This window comes from Rhodococcus sp. (in: high G+C Gram-positive bacteria), from assembly GCF_049286785.1.
Taxonomy (GTDB): Bacteria; Actinomycetota; Actinomycetes; order Mycobacteriales; family Mycobacteriaceae; genus Rhodococcus_F.
In genome coordinates this window covers 1-20,980 of the sequence record NZ_JBAQEO010000567.1, presented here as the reverse complement: position 1 = coordinate 20,980, position 20,980 = coordinate 1, and the positions used below count along the sequence as shown (strand labels likewise).

The 20,980-nt window shown below is 67.1% G+C and carries 17 protein-coding genes; 8 read left to right on the top strand and 9 right to left on the bottom strand.

The genetic code is table 11. From position 1 onward, the window contains the following. The 5 genes from WAW17_RS20515 to WAW17_RS20495 form a co-directional block, all read right to left on the bottom strand. Positions 1-559 (bottom strand): SDR family NAD(P)-dependent oxidoreductase (locus tag WAW17_RS20515; RefSeq protein WP_422334756.1); only part of this gene is annotated, 559 nt, incomplete at its 3' end. A gap of 117 nt (positions 560-676) precedes the next feature. Beyond that, a complete protein-coding gene (locus WAW17_RS20510; RefSeq protein ID WP_422334755.1) occupies positions 677-2,101 on the bottom strand; it encodes an aldehyde dehydrogenase family protein in 1,425 nt (474 codons plus the stop codon). Between the two features lie 161 nt (positions 2,102-2,262). Next, on the bottom strand, positions 2,263-2,574 hold the full coding sequence (locus WAW17_RS20505; RefSeq protein WP_422334754.1) for a hypothetical protein: 312 nt from the start codon (positions 2,572-2,574) through the stop codon (positions 2,263-2,265). Between the two features lie 148 nt (positions 2,575-2,722). After that, the gene (locus tag WAW17_RS20500; protein WP_422334753.1) at positions 2,723-3,178 is read right to left on the bottom strand and encodes a tellurite resistance TerB family protein; all 456 of its coding nucleotides are present in this window, start codon (positions 3,176-3,178) and stop codon (positions 2,723-2,725) included. 96 nt (positions 3,179-3,274) lie between these two features. Further along, positions 3,275-4,018 (bottom strand): DUF429 domain-containing protein, encoded by a 744-nt coding sequence (locus WAW17_RS20495; protein WP_422334752.1) that lies wholly within the window; start codon positions 4,016-4,018, stop codon positions 3,275-3,277. 229 nt (positions 4,019-4,247) lie between these two features. On the opposite strand from WAW17_RS20495, the gene ctaD reads away from it, so the two are divergent. From ctaD to WAW17_RS20475, 4 genes are all read left to right on the top strand, one after another. Next, a complete protein-coding gene (gene ctaD, locus WAW17_RS20490) occupies positions 4,248-5,996 on the top strand; it encodes a cytochrome c oxidase subunit I (RefSeq protein WP_422334751.1) in 1,749 nt (582 codons plus the stop codon). A gap of 143 nt (positions 5,997-6,139) precedes the next feature. Then, a complete protein-coding gene (locus WAW17_RS20485) occupies positions 6,140-6,535 on the top strand; it encodes a nitroreductase/quinone reductase family protein (RefSeq protein WP_422334750.1) in 396 nt (131 codons plus the stop codon). A gap of 125 nt (positions 6,536-6,660) precedes the next feature. Further along, entirely contained in the window at positions 6,661-7,857 is a 1,197-nt protein-coding gene (locus WAW17_RS20480) for a winged helix DNA-binding domain-containing protein (protein WP_422334749.1), read from the top strand. Between the two features lie 84 nt (positions 7,858-7,941). Then, entirely contained in the window at positions 7,942-9,630 is a 1,689-nt protein-coding gene (locus WAW17_RS20475) for a DEAD/DEAH box helicase (RefSeq protein WP_422334748.1), read from the top strand. Between the two features lie 32 nt (positions 9,631-9,662). Here WAW17_RS20475 and WAW17_RS20470 read toward each other — a convergent pair whose 3' ends face one another. After that, positions 9,663-10,091, bottom strand: a complete 429-nt coding sequence (locus tag WAW17_RS20470; RefSeq protein WP_422334747.1) for a nitroreductase/quinone reductase family protein — start codon at positions 10,089-10,091, stop codon at positions 9,663-9,665. 470 nt (positions 10,092-10,561) lie between these two features. Here WAW17_RS20470 and WAW17_RS20465 point away from each other — a divergent pair, with 470 nt between their 5' ends. The 4 genes from WAW17_RS20465 to WAW17_RS20450 all read left to right on the top strand — a co-directional run bounded on the left by WAW17_RS20465 (position 10,562) and on the right by WAW17_RS20450 (position 12,692). Continuing rightward, positions 10,562-10,930 carry an excalibur calcium-binding domain-containing protein gene (locus WAW17_RS20465; RefSeq protein WP_422334746.1) on the top strand — a complete coding sequence of 123 codons (369 nt, stop codon included), beginning with the start codon at positions 10,562-10,564 and terminating at the stop codon, positions 10,928-10,930. 144 nt (positions 10,931-11,074) lie between these two features. Further along, positions 11,075-11,560 carry a pentapeptide repeat-containing protein gene (locus tag WAW17_RS20460; protein WP_422334745.1) on the top strand — a complete coding sequence of 162 codons (486 nt, stop codon included), beginning with the start codon at positions 11,075-11,077 and terminating at the stop codon, positions 11,558-11,560. A gap of 135 nt (positions 11,561-11,695) precedes the next feature. Then, positions 11,696-12,184, top strand: coding sequence for a DUF4188 domain-containing protein (locus WAW17_RS20455; protein WP_422334744.1), 489 nt, complete (start codon positions 11,696-11,698; stop codon positions 12,182-12,184). A 19-nt stretch (positions 12,185-12,203) separates the two neighbouring features. Further along, positions 12,204-12,692 carry a hypothetical protein gene (locus WAW17_RS20450; RefSeq protein ID WP_422334743.1) on the top strand — a complete coding sequence of 163 codons (489 nt, stop codon included), beginning with the start codon at positions 12,204-12,206 and terminating at the stop codon, positions 12,690-12,692. Here the strand turns inward: WAW17_RS20450 and recD are convergent. From recD to recC, 3 genes are all read right to left on the bottom strand, one after another. Continuing rightward, positions 12,676-14,562 carry an exodeoxyribonuclease V subunit alpha gene (gene recD, locus WAW17_RS20445; RefSeq protein WP_422334742.1) on the bottom strand — a complete coding sequence of 629 codons (1,887 nt, stop codon included), beginning with the start codon at positions 14,560-14,562 and terminating at the stop codon, positions 12,676-12,678. The two genes, WAW17_RS20450 and recD, sit on opposite strands and share 17 nt — an antisense overlap. After that, positions 14,559-17,873 carry a UvrD-helicase domain-containing protein gene (locus tag WAW17_RS20440; protein WP_422334741.1) on the bottom strand — a complete coding sequence of 1,105 codons (3,315 nt, stop codon included), beginning with the start codon at positions 17,871-17,873 and terminating at the stop codon, positions 14,559-14,561. Before WAW17_RS20440 ends, recD begins: the two co-directional genes overlap by 4 nt. Further along, positions 17,870-20,980: exodeoxyribonuclease V subunit gamma (recC, locus tag WAW17_RS20435; RefSeq protein WP_422334740.1), on the bottom strand; the 3,111-nt coding region annotated here is incomplete at its 5' end. The genes recC and WAW17_RS20440, both read right to left, overlap by 4 nt.

Below are 20,980 nucleotides of genomic sequence, written 5' to 3'. Positions count from 1 at the left end.
CGACGGTGACGTTGATGCCCTTCGGCCCGAGCTCATCGGCGAGGTTCTTGGTGAGCGCCGAGACACCGACGTTGCGGACGGTCTGCGCGATGGAGTTGGCCTGGCGTGCCCCGAGGCCGCTGATGTTGATGATTCGGCCCCAACCCTGCCCGATCAGGTGGGGCGCCACCGCACGGGCAGTGCGCAGATAACCGAGCACTTTGATCTCGACCTCAGCGCGGACCACGTCATCCGTGGTGGACGCGAAGTCGGTGGGCTTACCCGCACTCCAAGGTGTGGCAGCAGCATTCACGAGAATGTCGACGCCGCCGAGTTCGTCCACGGCGCGCCGCACAAGGGCGCGCACCGCCGCGTCGTCGCCGGTATCGGTGGGAATGCCGATCACCCTGCGTCCGGTTTCCTGTGCCAGCGTCTTCGCCGCGAGTTCGAGCGACTCCGCGTTGCGAGCCGCGAGCGCGACGTCGACCCCCTCTGCGGCGAGACTCCGTGCGATTGCGAACCCGATGCCGCGGCTGCCGCCCGTCACGATCGCCCTCTTACCGTCCAGACCGAGATCCATGTGCCCTGCTCCTCATATCGATGACCGCCCCTTCCCGCCCGCACAACGAGGCTAGGTGCGGGCAAGGAGGGTGTCACCGATTTTTCTCAGCGTGAGGGCAAAGCCTGGCCGTCGCGGCTACCGCTGAATGGCTTTGATCTCGAGGAACTCCTCGAAGCCGAGGACGCCGCCCTCGCGACCGATACCCGACTGCTTGTATCCACCGAAGGGTGCCTTCAGGTTGAACGCAGCGCCGTTGATGTACACCTGACCGGTCCGCAGGCGACGTGCCACCTTGTCGGCGCGGACCGGATCTCCGGACGACACCCCACCCGACAGGCCGTACGGGGAGTTGTTGGCGATCCGGACGGCGTCGTCCTCGTCCTGGTAACCGATGATCGACAGGACGGGCCCGAAGATCTCCTCCTGCGCGATGGTCATGTTCTCGGTAACCCCGGCGAACACGGTCGGACCGACGAAATATCCTGTGTCGATTCCTGTTTCGCGGCCGTCCAGCACGAGTTCCGCACCCTCTTCGACGCCCTGGTCGATGAACGAACGTACCCTCTTGAACTGGTTGGCATTCACCAGCGGACCCAGCGCGGTGGTCGAGGCGGTGGGGTCACCGATCGTGTATTCGCGGGCCACCTTCTCGGCGATGGCCGCCGCCTCCCCCATCCGATCGGCGGGTACCAGCATTCGGGTCAGCGCCGAGCAGGTCTGACCGGAATTCAGGTAGCACTTCGCGACTCCGTCGGTGACGGCCGCGGTGAGGTCGGCGTCGTCGAGGATGATGTTCGCAGATTTGCCACCCAGCTCCAGGGCCACCTTCTTGACCGTCTCGGCCGCGACCACCGCAACGCGTTTCCCGGCGCGCGTCGACCCCGTGAACGACACCATGTCGACCTCGGGATGGGCGGCGATGGCCTCACCCACGACCGGCCCGTATCCGCTCACCAGATTGAACACACCGGAGGGCAGGCCGATCTCATGGAAGATGTCCGCGAGCGCGTAGGTGATCAGTGGCGCCACCTCGGTCGGCTTGAGCACCACCGTGCACCCGGCAGCCAGCGCACCGCCCACCTTCAGGATCACCTGGTGCAGCGGGTAGTTCCACGGAGTGATGGCGCCGACAACCCCGATCGGCTCACGTACCACGAGAGAATTGCCCACCTCGTACCCGCCGAAGTCGTAGGTGGCGGCCAGCTCCGCGAATGCCGAGAGGTGTGCCTGCGGCATCCCGATCTGGATGGGCTTGGCGAATGCGACGGGCATGCCCATGTCGCGGGACACCAGCGCAGCCAATTCGTCGCTGCGCTCCGCGACGATGGCCGCGGCCTTGTTCAGATAGGTGGCGCGTTCACCACCGCTCAGCGCCGACCACGCGGGAAACGCGGCACGCGCGGCTTCGGCGGCGCGGTCGACATCCGCCGCCGTACCCTCCGCCACCACCGCGATCACGTTCTCGGTAGCCGGTTCGACCACGTCGATCCGTCCTGCCCCCTGCGAGTCGACCCAGGATCCGTCGATGTAGATCTTGGTTCGGTCCAGCACTTCACTCATCCGTCGTCCTTCGTCTGAAGTTGGATTGATCCCCACGCGGCGAGAGCTTACGGCCCGACCCGGCGGTCCGTCAGAATTCGGCGAGGAGCTCCAGAACAAGCGGCGAGGTGAAACAACTCTCGGTGGAGCCCGTCACCGGATAGTCCGTCTTCCTGGCATTCCTATTGGACGTTGATCGTCCGATCCTGTTCTTCGCCCCGCTCCTGCTGGATCGGAGGGTCGTCGTCACCGAGCTGCTGCTCGCACCAGCCGTTCAGGCGGTCGTGGTGTTCGGTAGCCCAGTCCGGAACGGCTCCCCTCCACGAGTCGACCCATTCGTTGCAGCCGGGAGTCGGCTGCTGCACCGGAACGGGCTGCATCAGCGTCCACACCGCGGACTCGCGCGACTCGTCCGCTTCCGCGACACCGGCGCCGCCCAGTCCGCACGCGGACGCCAGGGCGCCGATCACCACGAGTTTCCTGTCGATTTTCATGATTACCTCCTGAGGTCTGTGCTCCGGCTGTACCCAACTCGAGGCGATTCATGCATCTGACCTGTGGCAATCGACGAACGTCCCCCCGCGACACGGCGGAGCCCGTCCCCCGGTGTGGTGGAGGACGGGCTCCCGTCGAGTGCTCAGCTCAGAGTTCGAACTCCGCGGGGGCGATACCGACGGCGAAACAGGCGTCGCGCACCACATTTCGCTCGTGCTGATCGAAGTTGCCGTCAGCGCCGCCGATGACGATGCCGATCTGGATGACCGCGCGGGCCTGATCCTGCTTCGGCTTCAGCTTCGCGATGGTGGCGGTGGCTTCGATCTTGCCGAACTGGAAATCCGACTGCAGCTTGCTGCAGTACCACTCGAACTTCTGACTCAGCTCGTCCGCCGGGAAGACCTTGAGTGCCTCGTTGCTGGTGATGAGGGCCGCCGTCTTCTGCCGCTCCGACGGGTCGATGGTGCCATCCGCCGCGGCGATGAGGGCGCACATGGCCATGCTGGCGTTCGCGAACTCCTTGTTCTGGAACTGCGACGTCTTCGTCTTGAGCTGGCCGTTCATCTCCTGCGCCTTCGCCTTGAGCTGATCCCAGAAAGCCATGGGTCTCCTTCATCGTGGTATCCCCGCACCGTGCGGGCACAACGTCCACTTTGTCAGGTTTCCGGCGAAGAGGTCGGGGCGGGCTCGAGCCGCTGGTCAGGGCCGCAGCGACTGCAGGGTTCCCTGAGGGAGGTGAATCCAGCCCTCCCGCCGGGCGATGTCCCGGTCGGCACCCTCGGGGAGGTCGGTGCGACCGATGGCTGCGGCCCGGGCGATGACGGCTGCGAGTACCGCGTCGAGGGCATCGTCCGATTCGCGGCAGATCATCTCGTGGTCACCGAAGTCCATCCAGTGGGCCGCGTCGCGAACGGCGTCGACCAATTCCTCCAGCCGCACCCGATTCTCGGAGCGCTTGTATCCCCGCGACAGCAGTCCCCATCGCCGCAGTGCCGCTGCTGGATACACCTCCGCCACACGCCCGGTGACACGATCGACATCGATGCCGAGGTCACCGAGCTCAGCCAGGATTCCGGCACAGCGCAATGCCACGTGCGCGATGAGATCCGCGGACACGCTGAGCGGCGAGAAACCCGACGCGGTCTGCACCACGAGATCGGTGCGCCGTTTGGTGAGCGGGCGGCGGCCCTCGCGGGTCTCCAGCCCGTTGCCCGCGGACAGCCGGCCGGCGTGATGTTCGGACACCATCCGCACGAAGGCGTCGGGCCACCCGAACGGTGCGTCGATTCCCGCCTTGTCGCTCCTCCCGATCGCCTCGACGACCGCAGCATTCTCGACACCCAACAAGACGGTCTCGACGTGGGCCACACCCTCGGACCAGTCGATGACGGCGACCGCGGTCCTCTTCGGCTCGGCCGCGAGGTCGACCCCGACTGTGCGCATCGCATCAGACTAGGCCTGGGCGGGACTTGGTGAGCTCGGGTCGGGATCGGCGACGCCACGCGGCGTCAATGTGGTGAACAAGCTGCCGATCTCGGTGCCGGGGGTTACTCTCGTCGTAGCCGCTTATGCCGGGTAGCTCGGCGCGCACGATTGTGCCGAACACGATCGTGTCTCCGGGATGCTACGGCGCCGTCCAGTGACCGCCGTCTTGCGGCGGGGAGGAGGCCCCATGAATCCGGTTGGCACCGTGGCGCGGGCAGTACGCCCGTATCCGCAACGGTATGCATCGAAGGGTTCGATGATCCACAAGATCATCACGACCACGGACCCGAAAATGCTCGGGATCATGTACATGGTCACCTCCTTCACGTACTTCATGATCGCCGGACTGATGGCAATGCTGATCCGCAGCGAGCTCGCGGTTCCCGGCATGCAGTTCCTGTCGAACGAGCAGTACAACCAGTTGTTCACGGTGCACGGCGGCGCCATGCTGCTGATGTACGCGACACCGATCGTGTTCGGATTCGCCAACTACATCCTGCCGCTGCAGATCGGCGCCCCCGACGTCGCGTTTCCCCGGCTGAACGCGTTCAGCTACTGGCTGTACCTCTTCGGAGCGCTGGTGGTCACGTCGAGCCTGATCACCCCAGGCGGCGCACCCGACTTCGGCTGGACCTCCTACGCGCCGCTCTCGAATGCAACACACACCCCGGGCATCGGTGGCGATCTGTGGTTCATGGGACTGGCAGTGATGGGTCTGGGCACCATCCTGGGCGGGGTCAACATGGTCACGACGGTGGTGTGCCTGCGCGCCCCCGGCATGACGATGTTCCGGATGCCGATCTTCACCTGGAACATCTTCATCACCATGATCCTGATCCTGCTGATCTTCCCGCCGTTGACGGCAGCGTTCATGGGCATGTGGGCCGACCGTAATCTCGGCAGTCACATCTTCGACCCGGCCAACGGCGGGGTCATGTTGTGGCAGCACCTGTTCTGGTTCTTCGGCCACCCCGAGGTGTACGTCATCGCCCTGCCGTTCTTCGGCATCGTCTCGGAAATCTTCCCGGTCTTCAGCCGAAAACCGATCTTCGGCTACAGCGGCCTGGTCTACGCCACCCTCGCCATCGGGGCACTGTCGATGGCGGTGTGGGCGCACCACATGTACGCCACCGGCGCCGTGCTGCTCCCCTACTTCTCGTTCATGACATTCCTCATCGCGGTGCCTACCGGTGTGAAATTCTTCAACTGGATCGGCACCATGTGGAAAGGTCAGTTGACCTTCGAATCGCCGATGTTGTTCTCCGTGGGGTTCATCATCACGTTCCTGTTCGGTGGGCTCACCGGAGTGATCCTGGCCAGCCCTCCGCTCGACTTCCACGTTCACGACACCTACTTCGTGGTCGCTCACTTCCACTATGTCCTCTTCGGCACCATCGTGTTCGCCACCTACGCCGGCATCTACTTCTGGTTCCCCAAGATGACCGGCCGAATGATGGACGAACGCCTCGCCAAGTGGCACTTCTGGACCACGTTCATCGGCTTCCACACCACCTTCCTGGTGCAGCACTGGCTAGGTAACGAGGGCATGCCGCGCCGCTACGCCGACTACCTGCCGTCCGACGGGTTCACCACCCTCAACACCATCTCCACGATCGGTGCGTTCGTGCTCGGCGCTTCGACGCTGCCGTTCCTGTGGAATGTGTTCAAGAGTTACCGGTACGGCGAGGTCGTGACCGTGGACGATCCGTGGGGCTACGGCAACTCCCTCGAGTGGGCAACGTCCTGCCCGCCGCCGCGGCACAACTTCTACGAACTGCCGCGCATTCGCTCCGAGCGCCCGGCATTCGAGCTTCACTACCCGCACATGGTGGACACGATGCGCGCCGAGGCCCACGTAGGCATGGGGCACACCGCCGGCAAGCTCGAGGAGCCCCACGCCCGCGACACCGCCGACCGCACACCCGAAAGCAGCTGACCCGGGGCCGTGACCCGCTGCACCGCAATCTCGTCGCAGCCAGGCGAATGTACCTTTCTACGCACCGAACGCGCCGAGGGGTACATTCGCCCGGAGCGTGCTTAACCCTCGACGAGCCGGCGCCCGGCAAGGAGGCTGAGGTCATGGCAGATCTGAACGCCCTGAAGCGAACGATCATCACCAAGTTCCAGCGACGGATCCTCAACCCGATCTCCACCCGGCTGCCCACCCAGACGCTGCTCGAAACGAGCGGCCGGGTGAGCGGTCAACCCCGGGTCACGCCCATCGGCGGTCGTATGGTGGGTTCGCAGTTCTGGTTGGTCTCCGAACACGGGGACCAGTCGAATTACATCCGCAATATTCGGGCGAACAATGCAGTCCGGTTACGAATTCGCGGCACATGGCACACCGGCACGGCGACCCTGCTGCCCGATGACGACGCCCGGGCCCGGCTGGGGCACCTGCCGTTCATGAACAGCGCCGCCGTGCGCGCGGTGGGCACCGATCTGCTCACCGTGCGAATCGACCTCGACGACTGAGCCGCAACCCCACGGAGTGGGCGCGCGCCTGGCTGCAGACCTCCGGGACGTCGACGCCGGCGACCTGGTCCGCCGCGAGCGGGTGGAGGTGGATCTCGTCGCCGAACGCACCCCGATTAGGCACAATGACACCCGTGCCCACCGATCACGCAGCCTCGTTCGACCCGGCACAGCGCCGCGCCCGACTTGCCCGGCGCCACCGGCTCGAACCCGAATCCCGCGCCGCGAACGTGACCGAGGCGGCGACAAGCATGGTGTGCCTGCACGGCACGGACCCTGCGACGATCTTCCTGTCCGCTCGGGCAAGAGTCGACGGCATGGCGGTGGCGGACCTGGAGCGCGCTCTGTACGACGAGCGCTCCTTGGTCAAGCACCTGGCAATGCGGCGGACCCTGTTCGTGTTCCCTGGCGAGTCGCTGCCGTTCGTGCAGGCCGGTGCCAGCAACCGGGTTGCCGACACGGAACGGCGGCGATTGATCCGAGAGGTGGAGAAGGCCGGCCTGTTCGACGACGGAGCGGGCTGGCTCGGGGCGGCCGAGGACGCGGTGCTCGATGTTCTGGAGGGCAGTGCACCGATGCCGTACGCGGCGCTGCGCGAGCAGATCCCGCTGCTGAAGGGCTCGATGACCTACGGCGAGGGCCGGAGCTGGGGTGGGCAGGTGTCGGTCGGACCTCGGGTGCTGACCGTACTGTCGGCCGAGGGCAGGATCGTGCGTGCGACCAATGACGGACCCTGGCGGGTGTCGCGGAACCGCTGGGCGACAACCGAATCCTGGCTGGGTGCGCCGATCGAACACCAGACACAGGCGGCCGGCGCGGCCTGGCTGATCGAGGCGTGGCTGCGCGCGTTCGGCCCCGGCACCGAGGCCGACCTCGAGTGGTGGCTCGGGTCGACGGTGTCCATCGTGCGGAAGGCGTTGTCCACCTTGGACGTTGTCACGGTCGACCTGGACGGCCAGACCGGATACCTGCTGGCCGACGACCAGGAACAGGACGACCCCGTCGAGCCGTGGGCGGCACTGCTGCCCGCCCTCGACCCCACCACGATGGGCTGGCGGGACAGGGACTGGTACCTCGGGCCGCACAAGGCCCTGCTGTTCGACACCAACGGCAATGCCGGCCCGACGGCGTGGTGGGACGGCCGGATCGTCGGCGGTTGGTGGCAGGACGAGGCCGGGCGAGTGGTGGTGCACCTGCTCGAGGACGTCGGCGCCGAGGCGCGACGGGCGTTCGACGACGAGGCGGCGAAACTATCGGCCTGGATGCAGGGCGACAAGGTGCTCCCCCGCTTTCCCTCGCCACTGGCGAAGCTGAGCGCCTGACCGCTAGTCATGATCACGGAGTTCCGCGACGTGTCGGCGCGCCCGCGACGCCGACCTGTCGCAGGGCGCGGCTACGGTTGACCGGTGACCGCCAAGGCCCGCCGCAAGACCAGCCGCCAGTCGACGAAGACCGACTCACCCGTTGCCGCTGCGGGGGAACGCATCTGGGTGCTCGAGGTGCCGTTCCGGGCGCCCGCGCCCGGTGCCAGGTACTACGGCCGCATCAAGGCACACGCCTATGTCGGGTCGAGCCTGCCCGTGGAGCTCCACCCCTACGCGGCGAAGCCGTACTCGTACCAACAGTGGGTCGAAGACGAACTGAACGGCACCTCGGGCCCCTCCGCCGAAGCCGCCTCCAAGGAGCTACGGCCGGAACAGGTCGAGGCCTCAGCCGCGATCGCCCAGGCGGCCAAGTCCGACTTCCGGGGATTCTGCCTCTCCGACGACCCGGGCCTGGGCAAGACGCTCAGCGCGATCGCCGGCGCTAAGGCGGTCGCCGAACAGAGAGGTGGCACAACGATTCTCGTCACCGTCGACCGCCCCACGTCGATCACCATCCCGCACTGGCGCGCGTCGATCGCCGCCGTCGGCGACGGTGGCTACCGGTGGCTGATCATCTCCCCCGACCAGCTCGCGAAGCTCATCGCACGCAACGGCAGGCCAAGGTATCGATTCGACGTCGTCGTTAACGACGAGGCGCACAACTTCCGGCACGACTCACAGCGCACCGACTACCAGCGACGGGTCACCCGGCACCTCGACCCGCCCGAGAAGGCACCGTTCGTGATCTCGCTGACCGCGACCCTCGGACACCATCCGGGGGAATGGCGATACCTCTCGTCGCTGTTGGCGCAGGTCCACGGCGAACCGCCGGAGCGCTGGGAGGATCTCGGCGCCCGCCTGCTCCAGCTCGGGGTACCCCTGGAGCGGTACATGGGGCGCTGGCAGTGGACCGCGGAGGCGAAGGCGTCGGGCCGGATCCAGGCCGACGCCGTCGCCCGGGTGCGGGACGCGATGACCGCCGCTGTCCCGCCGGTGATGCTGCACCGGGACGCGCCCTGGGGCCAGGCCCCGATAGACGGGCTCGGCGTCGACTTGACCGTCGCGGAACGGCAGCAGTATGAGATGGAGTGGGGTGACTACCGGCGCGAGATGCAGATCGCCCGGACCGGCTCCGACACCGCGCGCGGTCGAGCGGCGCTGATCCGGTTCCGGCAGAAGGCCGGCATGATCCGGGCGCCGCACACAGCGGACCTGGTCGCGACGACCGTGGAGCGCGGCTATCAGTGCCTGGTCGCGACGGAGATGGTGAGCACCGGCGCGGAGCCGGTCGCCGACCTCCTCGAGGCCCGCGGCATCGCGGTGTCCAGGATCTTCGGCGGCCGTCGCGACGCCGAGAACGAGCGGCTGCGGTTCCAGCGCGGCGAGACGCGGGTTGTCGTGTTCAACACGACCTCCGCGATCAGCCTGCACGCCGCCGAGCACCTCGCCGACGGCACCCGGGCCGCCGCGACCCCGCGGATCGGGTTCTTCCACCAGCCCCGGTACTCCGGCATCGCCGCCCGGCAGACGATCGGCCGTGGTCACCGCGACTACCAGGTGTGTCCGTGGTCGCTGCTGTACGCCACCGACACCGTCGAGGAGTCCGCGGCCACCACGATGGTCGACCGGCTCATGGTCACCTCCGCCAGCGTCGACGGCGACACTAGCGCGCTGGCGTCGATCGCCCGGATGTTCAACTCCGACTGGATCGACGAGCGGGCGTTCGACTGAGCCCTGATCCACCCGCCCGGGACTGACGGATCTCACGCACGGCGTAGCGCCAGCACAGGGATCGTCCGGATGCCCGCCGCTTTCTCCGCGTACCCGGCAAAGCCGGGATACCTACGCGCCTGCTCGGCAAAGATCCGATCCCGTTCGTCGCCGGTCACCTCGGTGACGGTCACCGGGTACTGCTCGGTACCACGTTCGACCTCCGCTTTGCCGGCGGTGACGAGGTTGTAGTACCAGTCGGGATTGGTCGGGGCGCCGGCCTTGGAGGCGAAGACGTAGATGGTGTCCGGATCTTGCTCGTCGGGTAGATACATCATCGGGCTCACCAGTTCGCGCCCGGTCTTGCGGCCCCGGTGGTGTACCAGCACCACCGGAGCGCCCTCGAATGGGCCACCGACTCGGCCTTGGTTGGCCCGGAACTCGGCGATGATGTTCGCGTTCCAGTCTTCAGGGCTACTCATCCTGTGAATTCTCCTCGCTCCAGCGAGGGAGCGGTCAGACTTTCGGGCCGGAATGGTTTTTCCTCGTCTCACCCGTTTGCTCAGTCCGGCTGCGTGTCGAAGATTCGGACGGCTCGGTCCTCGACGTCATCGAGGCCCCACGCTCGCGAGGGTGACGGCAAGATCACCCCACCAGCGAGGGCGGAGGAATTCGCAGCGCGACTACAGGGTGCACGACCGATGTTTCCGCGGCGGACACGAGCGGCGCCAGATTTCCGTTCGGGGTGGCGACAGATCCTTGTCATTCACATGAATGACAAGATCGAGAACTCGTAAAATCAGCGCTCCCAGAAACTTTCACATCCGACCTTTTGCCGCCACCCGAAGGCACCCGCGCTACTATCCACACACACATGGAGCAGATGCCCCACGTCGGACGTGCGGGTAGGTGCCTGTTGCGTGCTCCCTGTATTTGACGAATGAGGTACAGAATGAAGACTCGACGGTTTGTTCTCGGCGTGATCGGCGTCGCCACCATGACGATGGCGGTTGCACCCGCCGCGCAGGCATCCACCCTGTTCGATTTCCTTCCCCCGGAGGTCGTCGCACTGATCCCCAGCGGCTCGGCCGATGCCGTGAACCCACTTCTGCCGCCGACGGCGCAGCCCCCGGCCCCACAGGCCGCGCCGGTGCCCCTGGCCCCAGCCGCACCGCAGCAACCCGCCCCTGCTCCCACCCCACGTGCAGAATTCAAGAACTGCACCGAAGCCCGCGAGGCCGGTGCCGCGCCGGTGTACCGCGGCGACCCGGGGTACGCGCCGCACCTCGACCGTGACAACGACGGCATCGGCTGCGAGTAGACCCGCCATTCAGCGCCGTCGCCGGGTGTCCGGCCAACCCCGGATACCCGACGACGCGCTGGTGTCGCAATTTCCTGAACTTCGCCGTTCGGCCCGGCTATGTTCTGCGGTAACAGTTGACTTCGATCATGGGGGCGGTCCGATATGAGCGGGACACGCATCAGGACGCTGGTTCTGAGTTCGATCACACTGGCCGGCGGGCTTGCCCTGACCACGGGCACCGGAATTGCCGCTGCCGACCTTCCGACCGAGATCAACGGCTGCGTCGTCGTCGCCGATCCGACACCCGAGGAACACACGAACTGCCGCGGCGCGAACCTGGGTCTTGCCAACTTCGTCGGGGCCGACCTGCGGCACGCGGACCTGGTGGGCGCCAATCTGACAGGTACCAACTTCACCGACGCCGACCTCTCTCATGCCAATCTGAGCGACGCGAACCTGACGGACGCCATTTTCACGAATGCCCGGCGGGACACGGTCATCATGTTCGAGCGGGACATCGATTTCTTCGGCCTCATCGTCGGCGACCTGAACGTCACGACGGAACCGAACTTCTCGGGCGAGGCACGCACGACCGAAGAGATCATCGCCCCGTTCCAGGCCGCACCTCCGCCGCCTCGAGTCCCCTGATTTCACACGCCCGGAATTGACCGGACCGCACCCGCTGCGGTTCGGCAACACGGCTGTCCCACACACCCCTTGACATTGGGCACCTCTACTATCCATTATTAGATAGTACTGCTATCCAACTAGGGAGATGTGAAGATGCCCACGATCAACTCAACCCGCTCGACCCACCACTACGAAGGGGAATTGGTGGTCTTCCTGATCGGGATGACGATCAACCGCCCGTGGCGACCGGATCTGTGGCTGCCGCCCTTCGCGGCGATGCCGAGGATGCTGCGCGAACTGTCCCAGGACCCCGAGTCCGGCCTGATGGGATACCGCCTGACGATCGAACGCTACGGTCCGACGCTGATCCAGTATTGGAGTTCGCTGGACAAGCTGTATGCGTACGCGAGCGACGGCAACGCAGAACACCGGCCGGCCTGGGCCGCCTTCAACCAGCGAGCCCGCCGGGCGCCGGGCGCAGTCGGTGTCTGGCACGAAACCTATCTGGTGGATCGCGCCGAGTCGATCTATGCCGGTACACCGGTGATGGGTCTGGCCGGCGCCACCACGCACGTGCCGAACGAACATGCGGGCAGCCGAGCTCGAGATCGTCTGGACCGCAGCAAAACCCGGCAGCACTGATCGCAGAGGATGGAAGACAATGGAACCGTTGATCACTCTCGTCGTCGTCACCCTGGCTATATTCACTGCGGGAGTCGCGGGTGTCCGCCGACTGCGGCCATGGCCCGTGGCCCTGCGGGGCGGACTCGCAGCCATGTTCGTATTGACCGGCGGGGCCCACTTCGTCGGAATGCGTGCGGAACTCATCGAGATGGTCCCGCCGGCCCTGCCGAACCCTGGCCTCCTCGTGACGATCACCGGGTTGCTCGAATTGGCCGGCGCTGCAGGACTCCTGGTGAAACGCACCGCGCCGTGGGCGGCCGGCTGCCTCACCGCACTGCTGATCGCCATGTTCCCCGCAAACGTCTACGCTGCGACCGAGGGAATCTCGACCGGCACCTTCGAGGACCTCGGTCCCCGCACTGTCCTGCAGATCGTGTTCGTGAGCGCAACTCTCGCCGTAGTGATCTCGCATCTGCGAAGTCGCCGCCCGAACGACGCGGATGTGGACCTCACGAACTCGAAATAGTTCGCCGAAGCCCGCTGGCCCGGAGCACTTGACGCTTCACTCCCGCTCGCACCGCCTCCTCCGTACCGATGATGCGGACGTGCTTCCGGGCCCGGGTGATAGCCGTGTACAGCAGTTCGCGGGTCAAGAGCGACGACTGCTCCCCCGGGAGCACCACGGACACCGTGTCGTACTGACTTCCCTGGCTCCGGTGGATCGTCATCGCATACACCGTCTGCACCGCGGACAGATACGTCGGATGGAGCAGGAACGGCTGGTCACCCCTGGCAAACGCGGCGACGAGTTCTCCGTCGTCGCGGCGCACGACGACCCCGGTGTCGCCGTTGTAGAGCTTCGTCTCGTAGTCGTTGGCGGTGACGAGCAACGGCTGCCCCGGATACCAGCGCACCGGGTCCAATCGCTGACCCGTCGCCTCCCCGATCCATTCCATTGCCTGACGCGCCCACTGCTGAACGCCGAAAGGACCTTCCCGATGCGCACACAACAGTCGGTGACGTTCCGAATCGAGCAGCGCGGCAGCCGCATCCCCACGGGTAGCCGCCTCGGTCACCACCGCCGCCGTCTTCACCACATCCGTGCGGAGCGCATCGAGGTCGTTGATGTCGTGGAAGGACACCTCGGGTCCCCCGCTGCGTAGAATCTCCATCACCCTGTCGCCGTCAGCGGCCTGCACCGCGACCGCGAGCTGCGCGATGGCTCCCCCGAATCGGCGTCCACGACTGAGCCGGACCACTCCTCCGCGCAGGCGTTTCCGCTCGCCGTCGCTGAGCGCGGCCTCCTGGGGGTCACCCTTTGCCGCCAGATCCGCTCCGACCAGTCGGGTGAGGGCCGGGTTCTCGGCACCCGTCACCGGTCGCGCCACCAGGTCGGCGAGTACCGCACCCGCATCGACCGAGGTGAGCTGGAAGGGATCACCGACGAGAACCAACTGGGTATCCGGGCGGAGGGCCTCGAGTAGGCGGCACATCATCGTCAGCGACACCATGGACGTCTCGTCCACCACGATCACGTCGAACGGCAGGTGATGGGCAGCGTTGTACCGAAAGCGACTGCCCCCGCCACGTTGCCAGCCGAGCAGACGGTGCAGCGTAGTCGCCGGCAGTTCCGGCAACCCCAGTCCCTTTGCCTGGTCCTTCACTGCCTCCTGCAACCGAGCCGCGGCCTTGCCGGTGGGAGCCGCCAGCGCAATGCGCCGTGTCCGTCCCGGCTGCCTTGCCAGCAACGCCAAGATTCTTGCAACGGTGTGCGTCTTGCCGGTTCCGGGACCGCCGACCACCACGGTGGTCCAGTGGGTGGCCGCGACGGCGGCGGCGATCCGCTGACGGTCCGGTGGCGCGGAGGGTGTGGCGGGATCGCGCTGATCCCGGAACAACTCGTCCAATCCGTCCCGGAGTGCCTGCTCGTCGACCTGTGGATGACCAGCAGCGCGCGCGTCGAGAATCTGCCGGATCGATTGCTCCTGTCGGAAATACCGGTCGAGATAGAGCAACCCGCCTTCGTCGGTATCGACGAGACGCAGTGGTCGTAGTGGACCCGCCGACCCGCCGGTCACGAGCGCACTGCGGCGCAATGCCGTGACGAGCGCGGAATCGTCCGGCCACGGCAGTGCGTCCAGGTCCACCTCGGCTCCGTCCTCGGCCGCGGACTCGTCGACGGTGACCTCACGGATCCGGGTGAGATCGAGGCAGACCGAACCCGACCGGACCGCGCGCACCGCGAGTGCGGTGGCCAGCTGCACGTCTTCGGAACTCTCCCCGCCCAGGGCCGACAACCGTAGTGCCACATGCACATCTGCTGCGGCAAGTACCCCAGCCTCGTTGAACAACCGCAACGCGCCCTTGCCGCGTTGGGCCACCTGCACGTCCGTCATGGTGTCACCTCGATCTGTTCGGAGCCCGTCCCGGCGAGCAGATCCGAGAGGTCGGTGACCAGCGCGGCGGGCGGCATCCAGTCGAAGACTCCACAGCCGGAGGGGGTCTCGGGACCCACCATCCCGCGTACGAACAGGTATCGAACACCGCCGAGGTGCAGAGCCGGATCGTAATCGGGTTGTCTCCACCGCAGATAGCGATGTAGCGCAACGGCATACAGCAATGCCTGAAGGGGATAGTGTGCGCGGATCATCTCGGCGGCCATCTGCTCACGAGTGTAGTGCGCAGTAGTGAGATCGCCCTGCGCAAGCCTGTTGGTCTTGTAGTCGACCACCACATAACGGGGCCCCGGCAGCCGCAACACGGCGTCGATGCTGCCGGTGAGGTAGCCACGCAGCGGCGTCGGCTCGAGTGTCTGTACCGCGTCGGCATAGGACCGCAGCGGATCGTCCGCGGACAGGTGGGTGCGCAGGAGATCGCCGATCGCGTCGAGCATCACCGTCGGCGACGGGGTGTCGCCGCCGGCGAGGGGTAGCTCGAACTCCAACTCCGCCTGCAAATCCGCGGGGGCGACGTCGGCGAGTGTGGGTCCTGCGCCCGACGTCAGCGGAGTCCGCAGCACGGGGAGCAGCGCCGTCGCGAGCTCGGCGGGGACCACCTCCGAGAGGGTGGACGCGATCACCTCGCGGCTACACCGGAGGAGTTCGGCTTCCAGGTCTGCCGCGGAGGTGTCCACCTCCTCGAACACGGCATGGACGAGTGTGCCGAACGTGGTCCCGCCCGGCAGCGCGTTCATCGTCGACGGAATGCCGGCGGCCTCGTCCACGGGCGCGTGCAGCGGCGGTTCGTCCGGCTCGTCCGTCTTCTCGGTGACCTCGGCTTCACTCCCCACCCCGGGGGAATCGTGAGCGGATGCAGTGAGCGCGGAATACGACGTGCGCCGCCACCGGGTGTCGAGAACCCTGCTGAACCGGGCCGCTTCGAGCGCATCACTGGACTCTCGCTGCGGCGCCCACTCCACGAGCGGCGTCTGCGCCGACCCCACGGCCTCGACGCACACGGACTCCGGCGCGCCCTCGGCCCAAGCACACAGCCGGTCCGCCACCACCGGATCCTCGGGCACGGCGGCCTTCTCCGGAACGTCGCGGTGTCCGGGCCGGCGACCCAGCATCATGCGATGCAGTGGGGCACCGGCCGTGGAGAACGCGGGCGCCCACCACAGCACCAGCCCGCACTTGGCCCGGGTGAGTGCCACATACAGCAGACGCAGTTCCTCGCCCGCCTCCTCTGCGTCGTGGCGGTTCTTGCGTTCGGCGTAACCCGGGCTGCCCGGACCGCCGATGTCGAGGATGCGTCGCCCGCCGGAGTCGTGCAGGAGCAGCTTCGCCGGTTTCGGGTTCTTCGCGGCGTCCCAGGAGTAGGGCAGGTAGACGAGGGGGAACTCCAGACCCTTGCTGGCGTGGACCGTGGCGATCTGCACCGCGGCAGAGTCGCTGTCGAGGCGTCGGCTGCGGTCGACTCCGCCGGACGCCGGATCCTTGATCCGTTCGGTGAGCCAGCGGGTGATCGCCGTCAACCCCAGCGACTGCTCGACGGCGGCGGCGTTGAGCAGCTGCGCAATGTGCCGGAGGTCGGTCAGTTCCCGTTCGCCCGCGGGTGCGGCGAGCAGGCGTGCCTCCAATGCACTGACCGACGCGAGCCTTTCGAAGAGCGCCGCGAACCCCGACAGCGCGAACACCGTGGCCAGCTCTCTCAACTGCCCACCGACCTCGGCGACGATGTCGTCACCGCGGGCATCGAGATCCTCGGCCGTGTGGCCGAGCAGTGGGGTGAGGGCGGCCAGCCGGACACGGTCGGACCGATGGGGCTGCTCGAGCGCCTGCAGGATCCACAGCCAGTGCTGAGCGGACAATGTTGTGAACACGCTGGCGCCGCCGGCGAGCACGGACGGAACGCCGACCCGATCGAGCGCCTTCTGTACCAGCGTGACCTGAGAGTTGGTACGCACGAGGACGGCGATGTCTCCGGGTTGCACCGGCCGGGGGCCGTCTCCGGCGTCGAGGGCGCTGCCACCACTGAGCAGGTGCACGATGTCGGCGGCGAGATCGGCTGCCACCCGTTGGCGTTGCGACCCGACCCCGGGGTAGCCAGACTTGTTGAGCGGCCCGGCGCCGGTGCGGGGGAGGTAGCGCAGCCGCAACGGAGGTGTGCCCACGAGCCGCGATTTCGGCCGGGCACCGTCGACCCGGTGCACCACGATGTCGGGATGCCCCAGTGCGGCGCCGCCGTGCAGGTATTCGAGGCCGTCGAGCAGTTCCTGGTCACTGCGCCAGTTGGTGGTGAGTTCCTGGTGACTGTCGGCGGAACGCACCGCGTCGAGGTAGCTGAGCACCTCGGCGCCCCGAAACGCGTAGATGGCCTGCTTGGGGTCGCCGACCAGAACCAGCGTTCCGTGGCCGTGGAACGCCCGGCGCACGATGTCCCATTGCAGCGGGTCCGTGTCCTGGAACTCGTCGACGAGCACGACACGAAAACGCTCGCGGACACGTCGGCATGCCGCCTCGCCGTGTTCGGGGTCTGCGAGCGCACGATCCAGCAGCACCGGGAGGTCGTCGAAATCGCGGATCCCGGCTGTGCGCTTGCGTCGCTCCAACTCGGTGCGCACCGCCTCCGCGAACGCGACCCGATCACCAGCCGGTGTGCCGCGGGCATCTTCCGGGGCGAGCGTGGCCTGCGGATCGAAGATGGCGGCTTTCGCGGCCTCGGTGGCCTCGGCCGGTGTGAACGGCGCCGACTCGGCCCGGCTGTACGCCTGCAGATACAGGTCGTCGATCACCTCCACCGCGAGGTCGTCCGCGGCCTCGACCAGCACCGTGTCCGGATCGCGCTCGCCTGCGATGCCGAGTCCGTCGAGCATCCGCTGGCAGAAGCTGTGGGTGGTGACGATGGTGGCGGCGTCGAAGTCCGACAGGGCCTGCAACAACCGTCGACGTCGAAGCCCCACCTCTTCCTCATCCGCATCAGCGAGGTAACAGATCACCTCGTCGGCGCTGTGCCGCGCGGTGGCCGGATCACTCAAAGCAGTTGCCGCCGAACCGAAACGCTCCCGGGTGCGTTCGCGCAACTCCTGGGTGGCGGCACGACTGAAGGTGACCAGCAGAAGTTGCGAGAGTTCCACCGCGCCCTCCGCGACGAACCGTACCGCGAGACCGACTATCGCATACGTCTTACCGGTCCCCGCACTGGCCTCGAGCACCGTGGTTCCGAGCGGCAGCGGACCCACGAGGTCGAATCTCTTCGTCTCACTCATGGCTGCGCCTGAGTCTCTGCGGCGAGAAGCGGTGCCCACAACCGCGCGGCGTACTCGTCGAAGGTGTTCGCGTCGCCGAGGACATTGATGCTCGGGGCCGGACCGTACAGGTACGCGATGTGCCTATCCTTCGAGTCACCGAATTCACTGCCCCACTCCTTGCGGGCCGCTTCGAACGCGTCCTCGACGCTACTGCCCCTCGACCGACGTTCGGCGTAGGTGGCAGTGGCGCCCGTCGCCACCGGCAACGGGCGGTCGAGTCCCTCGTCGCGCAACTCGACCAATCGGATCAGTTGTGCAAGTGGATCTTCCGGAACCGTCAGCGTCGAGCGCCAGGTGGGGCGGCTGTACGATCCTCGACCGGTGGTGACCGCAGTCCACTCGCCCTCGCATCCGGACGCGGCCACCGCCAGCAGTTGTGCCCACGCCTCGAGACGATGCTTTGCCGCCAATCGCGAGAAGGTGGTGCGGGCGATCACCGTTCCGTGCACTCCCCCGACCGTGCCGGTGAGGCGGCGTCCGGAACCGAGATCGACGTCCACATCGACGGTCTCTGCCCGCCCGACGTGAACCTGGCTGCCGGCCGCGACCAATGCCTCGACAGCATGCTCGATTCCGCCGAGAACGTTCTCCCCCAGCTTGTAAGGCGGTAACGTGCCCCGACGCCATTCCGCGGCACGGAAGTCGGCGAGATCGACACCCGACAACCGTGCGACGAGCATCCGCTGGCCGAGATCCCACCGAGTCAAGGGGCCGGGTGCGACCTCGAGTGCGTCGGCTATGTCCTCGTCCTCACCGGGAACCCGCAGGCCGAGGCGTTGACGCAGGAAGGCCTGGGTGGGATGCACAAGGAACGCGACGAGGTCGGCGAGATCGACCGCCTCGCGGTCCGCCGACGGCAGGGGACCCGACAGGAACGCACGCTCGGCAGCGGGCGGGCGCTGCGCGGCGCGCGCCCCGGCCAGCGCAGCCCGATCGAAACTGAAGGGCCGCGCGGTTGAGAAGTTGCGAGCATCGAACGGCTGCAACGGATGGCGAGTCACCACGTTCCCGACGGAATCACCGCCGACCGTGGCGGCAACGGCGTCGAGTAGCTCCGACAACGGGATCGCGGGTGGCCGGGTGCTACCGGTCACCGGGTCGGCGCCCGTATAGAAGAGGAGCAACTTCTCACTTGCCGACATGACCGCGTCGAGCAGCAGTTGCCGGTCCTCGCTGCGCGAATCGCGTTCACCGAGCAGCGGGTTACGGGCAAGAACATCGTCTCCGTCCACGCTGACGCCACGCGGGAACACCTCGTCGTCGAGCCCGAGCAGGACGACGACGCGGTGCGGCACCGACCGCATGGGCACCATGGTGCACACCGTCAGCTCACCGGTCCGGAAATTGGCACGGGTGGGCCTGCCCGCGAGCCTGTTTCCGAGCATCGCGCGGATGTCGGCCAACTGGAGCACCGACTCCCCGCCGTTCTCCAGCGCGGCACCGAGTTCACGCCGCGCCTGGATCGGCTGCCACGAGTCGCCGGGACTCACGTCGACGAGGAGGTCCAGGGCCCGACTCAACGCGTGCGACCAGGCCGCGACCGTCTGCGGTCCGTGCAATCCGCGCAACGACACGTCGAGTCTGTCGATGAACTCCGCCAGACGACCGGTGAGGTCGATGTCGTTGCTGTCGACGTCGTCGAGAGGCAACGCCAATGCGAGCCACTCCCCCTCGGATTCGTCGGCTGCCGCGCCGAGAAGGATGCGGTCCAGCGCGGTGGTGAAGGTGTTCTGCGGAAAGTCACCCAGGCCGAACGCGGCACGCTGGCGTGTTCCGATACCCCACCGCGCACCCGACTCCGTCGCCCATTCGCGAATCCGCTCGAGGTCGTCGTCGCCGAACCGGAACTTCCGGCGGACCGGGGCGGCCGCGGCCAGGTCGAGAACCTGACTGGCGGTGACCCGGGCGTCCGCGAGGTCGAGTAGCGCGGAGACCACCGCCAACACCGGATTTGTTTGGTGCAGAGCACGATCCGCGAGACGAACCCGCAGGCGGTGGCCCGGATGACCGAGCACGTCCTGCCCGAAGGCGGCACGGATCAGCGGCGCGTAGGACTCGACGTCGGGGCACATGACCAGCACGTCGCGAGGTTCGAGGGTGGGATCGTCTTCGAAGAGATGCAGCAGGCATTCGCGCAGAACCTCCACCTGACGGGCGGGTCCGTGACAGGCGTGCACCTGAACCGTCTTGTCGGGTCGGATACTGCTGTTCGGCTGCGCAGGCGCCCGGTCGTCCCTGATGTCGGACTGCAACCGTCCGAGCACGGTGTCGGGTGCCGGCGCACCGCCGTGGTAGACATCCTCGATGTCGAGTCCCCCGAGCCTGGCCTCGAGTTCACGCACATCACGAGCGAGGCTCGACAGCAGAGGATGCCGGACCGCGAGCGCGCTCTGATCGTCGGCCCGCGCGGCGACCGGGTCGCGCCAGGCGAGCGTCGACCACATGGCCGGGCTGGGGTGCGGAACCCACAGGTGGACATCCCGATTCGCGGAGAGCGCCGACAACACGGAGAGCTGGTCGGTGGCGAGCCGGGTGGGCCCGAACAGCGACAAGCGATTCGGGAGGTCGACGAGATCGGGGTCCTCGCGAAGCCGGGCGCAGGCGGTGTCGAGGCGCTCGGCGGGGCTGGGATCCCCGATGCATTCTCGCAGGCGACGCCATAGTTCGGCCTGCCACACGAGATCCTCGTCGAGCGTGCCGCCGGTTCCGTCGGTGTTCCGACCTGCGGTCCAATCGACGATCATCGTGGGCCGCTGGGCTCCGTAGCTGCGGAACAGATCGGTGAGGTGGGCGGCGGTCGAATACCGGCGACCGGAGCGGTATCCTTCCGGGTCCCGCTCGCTCCATCCGTGGCCGAGGTGCTTGGCCAGGACGGCACACCACGGCTCGCCGAGGCATCGGTCGATGACCTCGAGCAGCGCCCACAGCACCCTCGACTGGTGCCAGGGGTCGTCGTCGGCGGTCAGGCCGGTCGCCGCGGCGAGAGCGTAGTCCACCAGCCGCGCCGGTGACGGAAATTCGATGTTCGCCGCCACCCCGTCTGCCAACGCCGGCCGCGAGCCCAG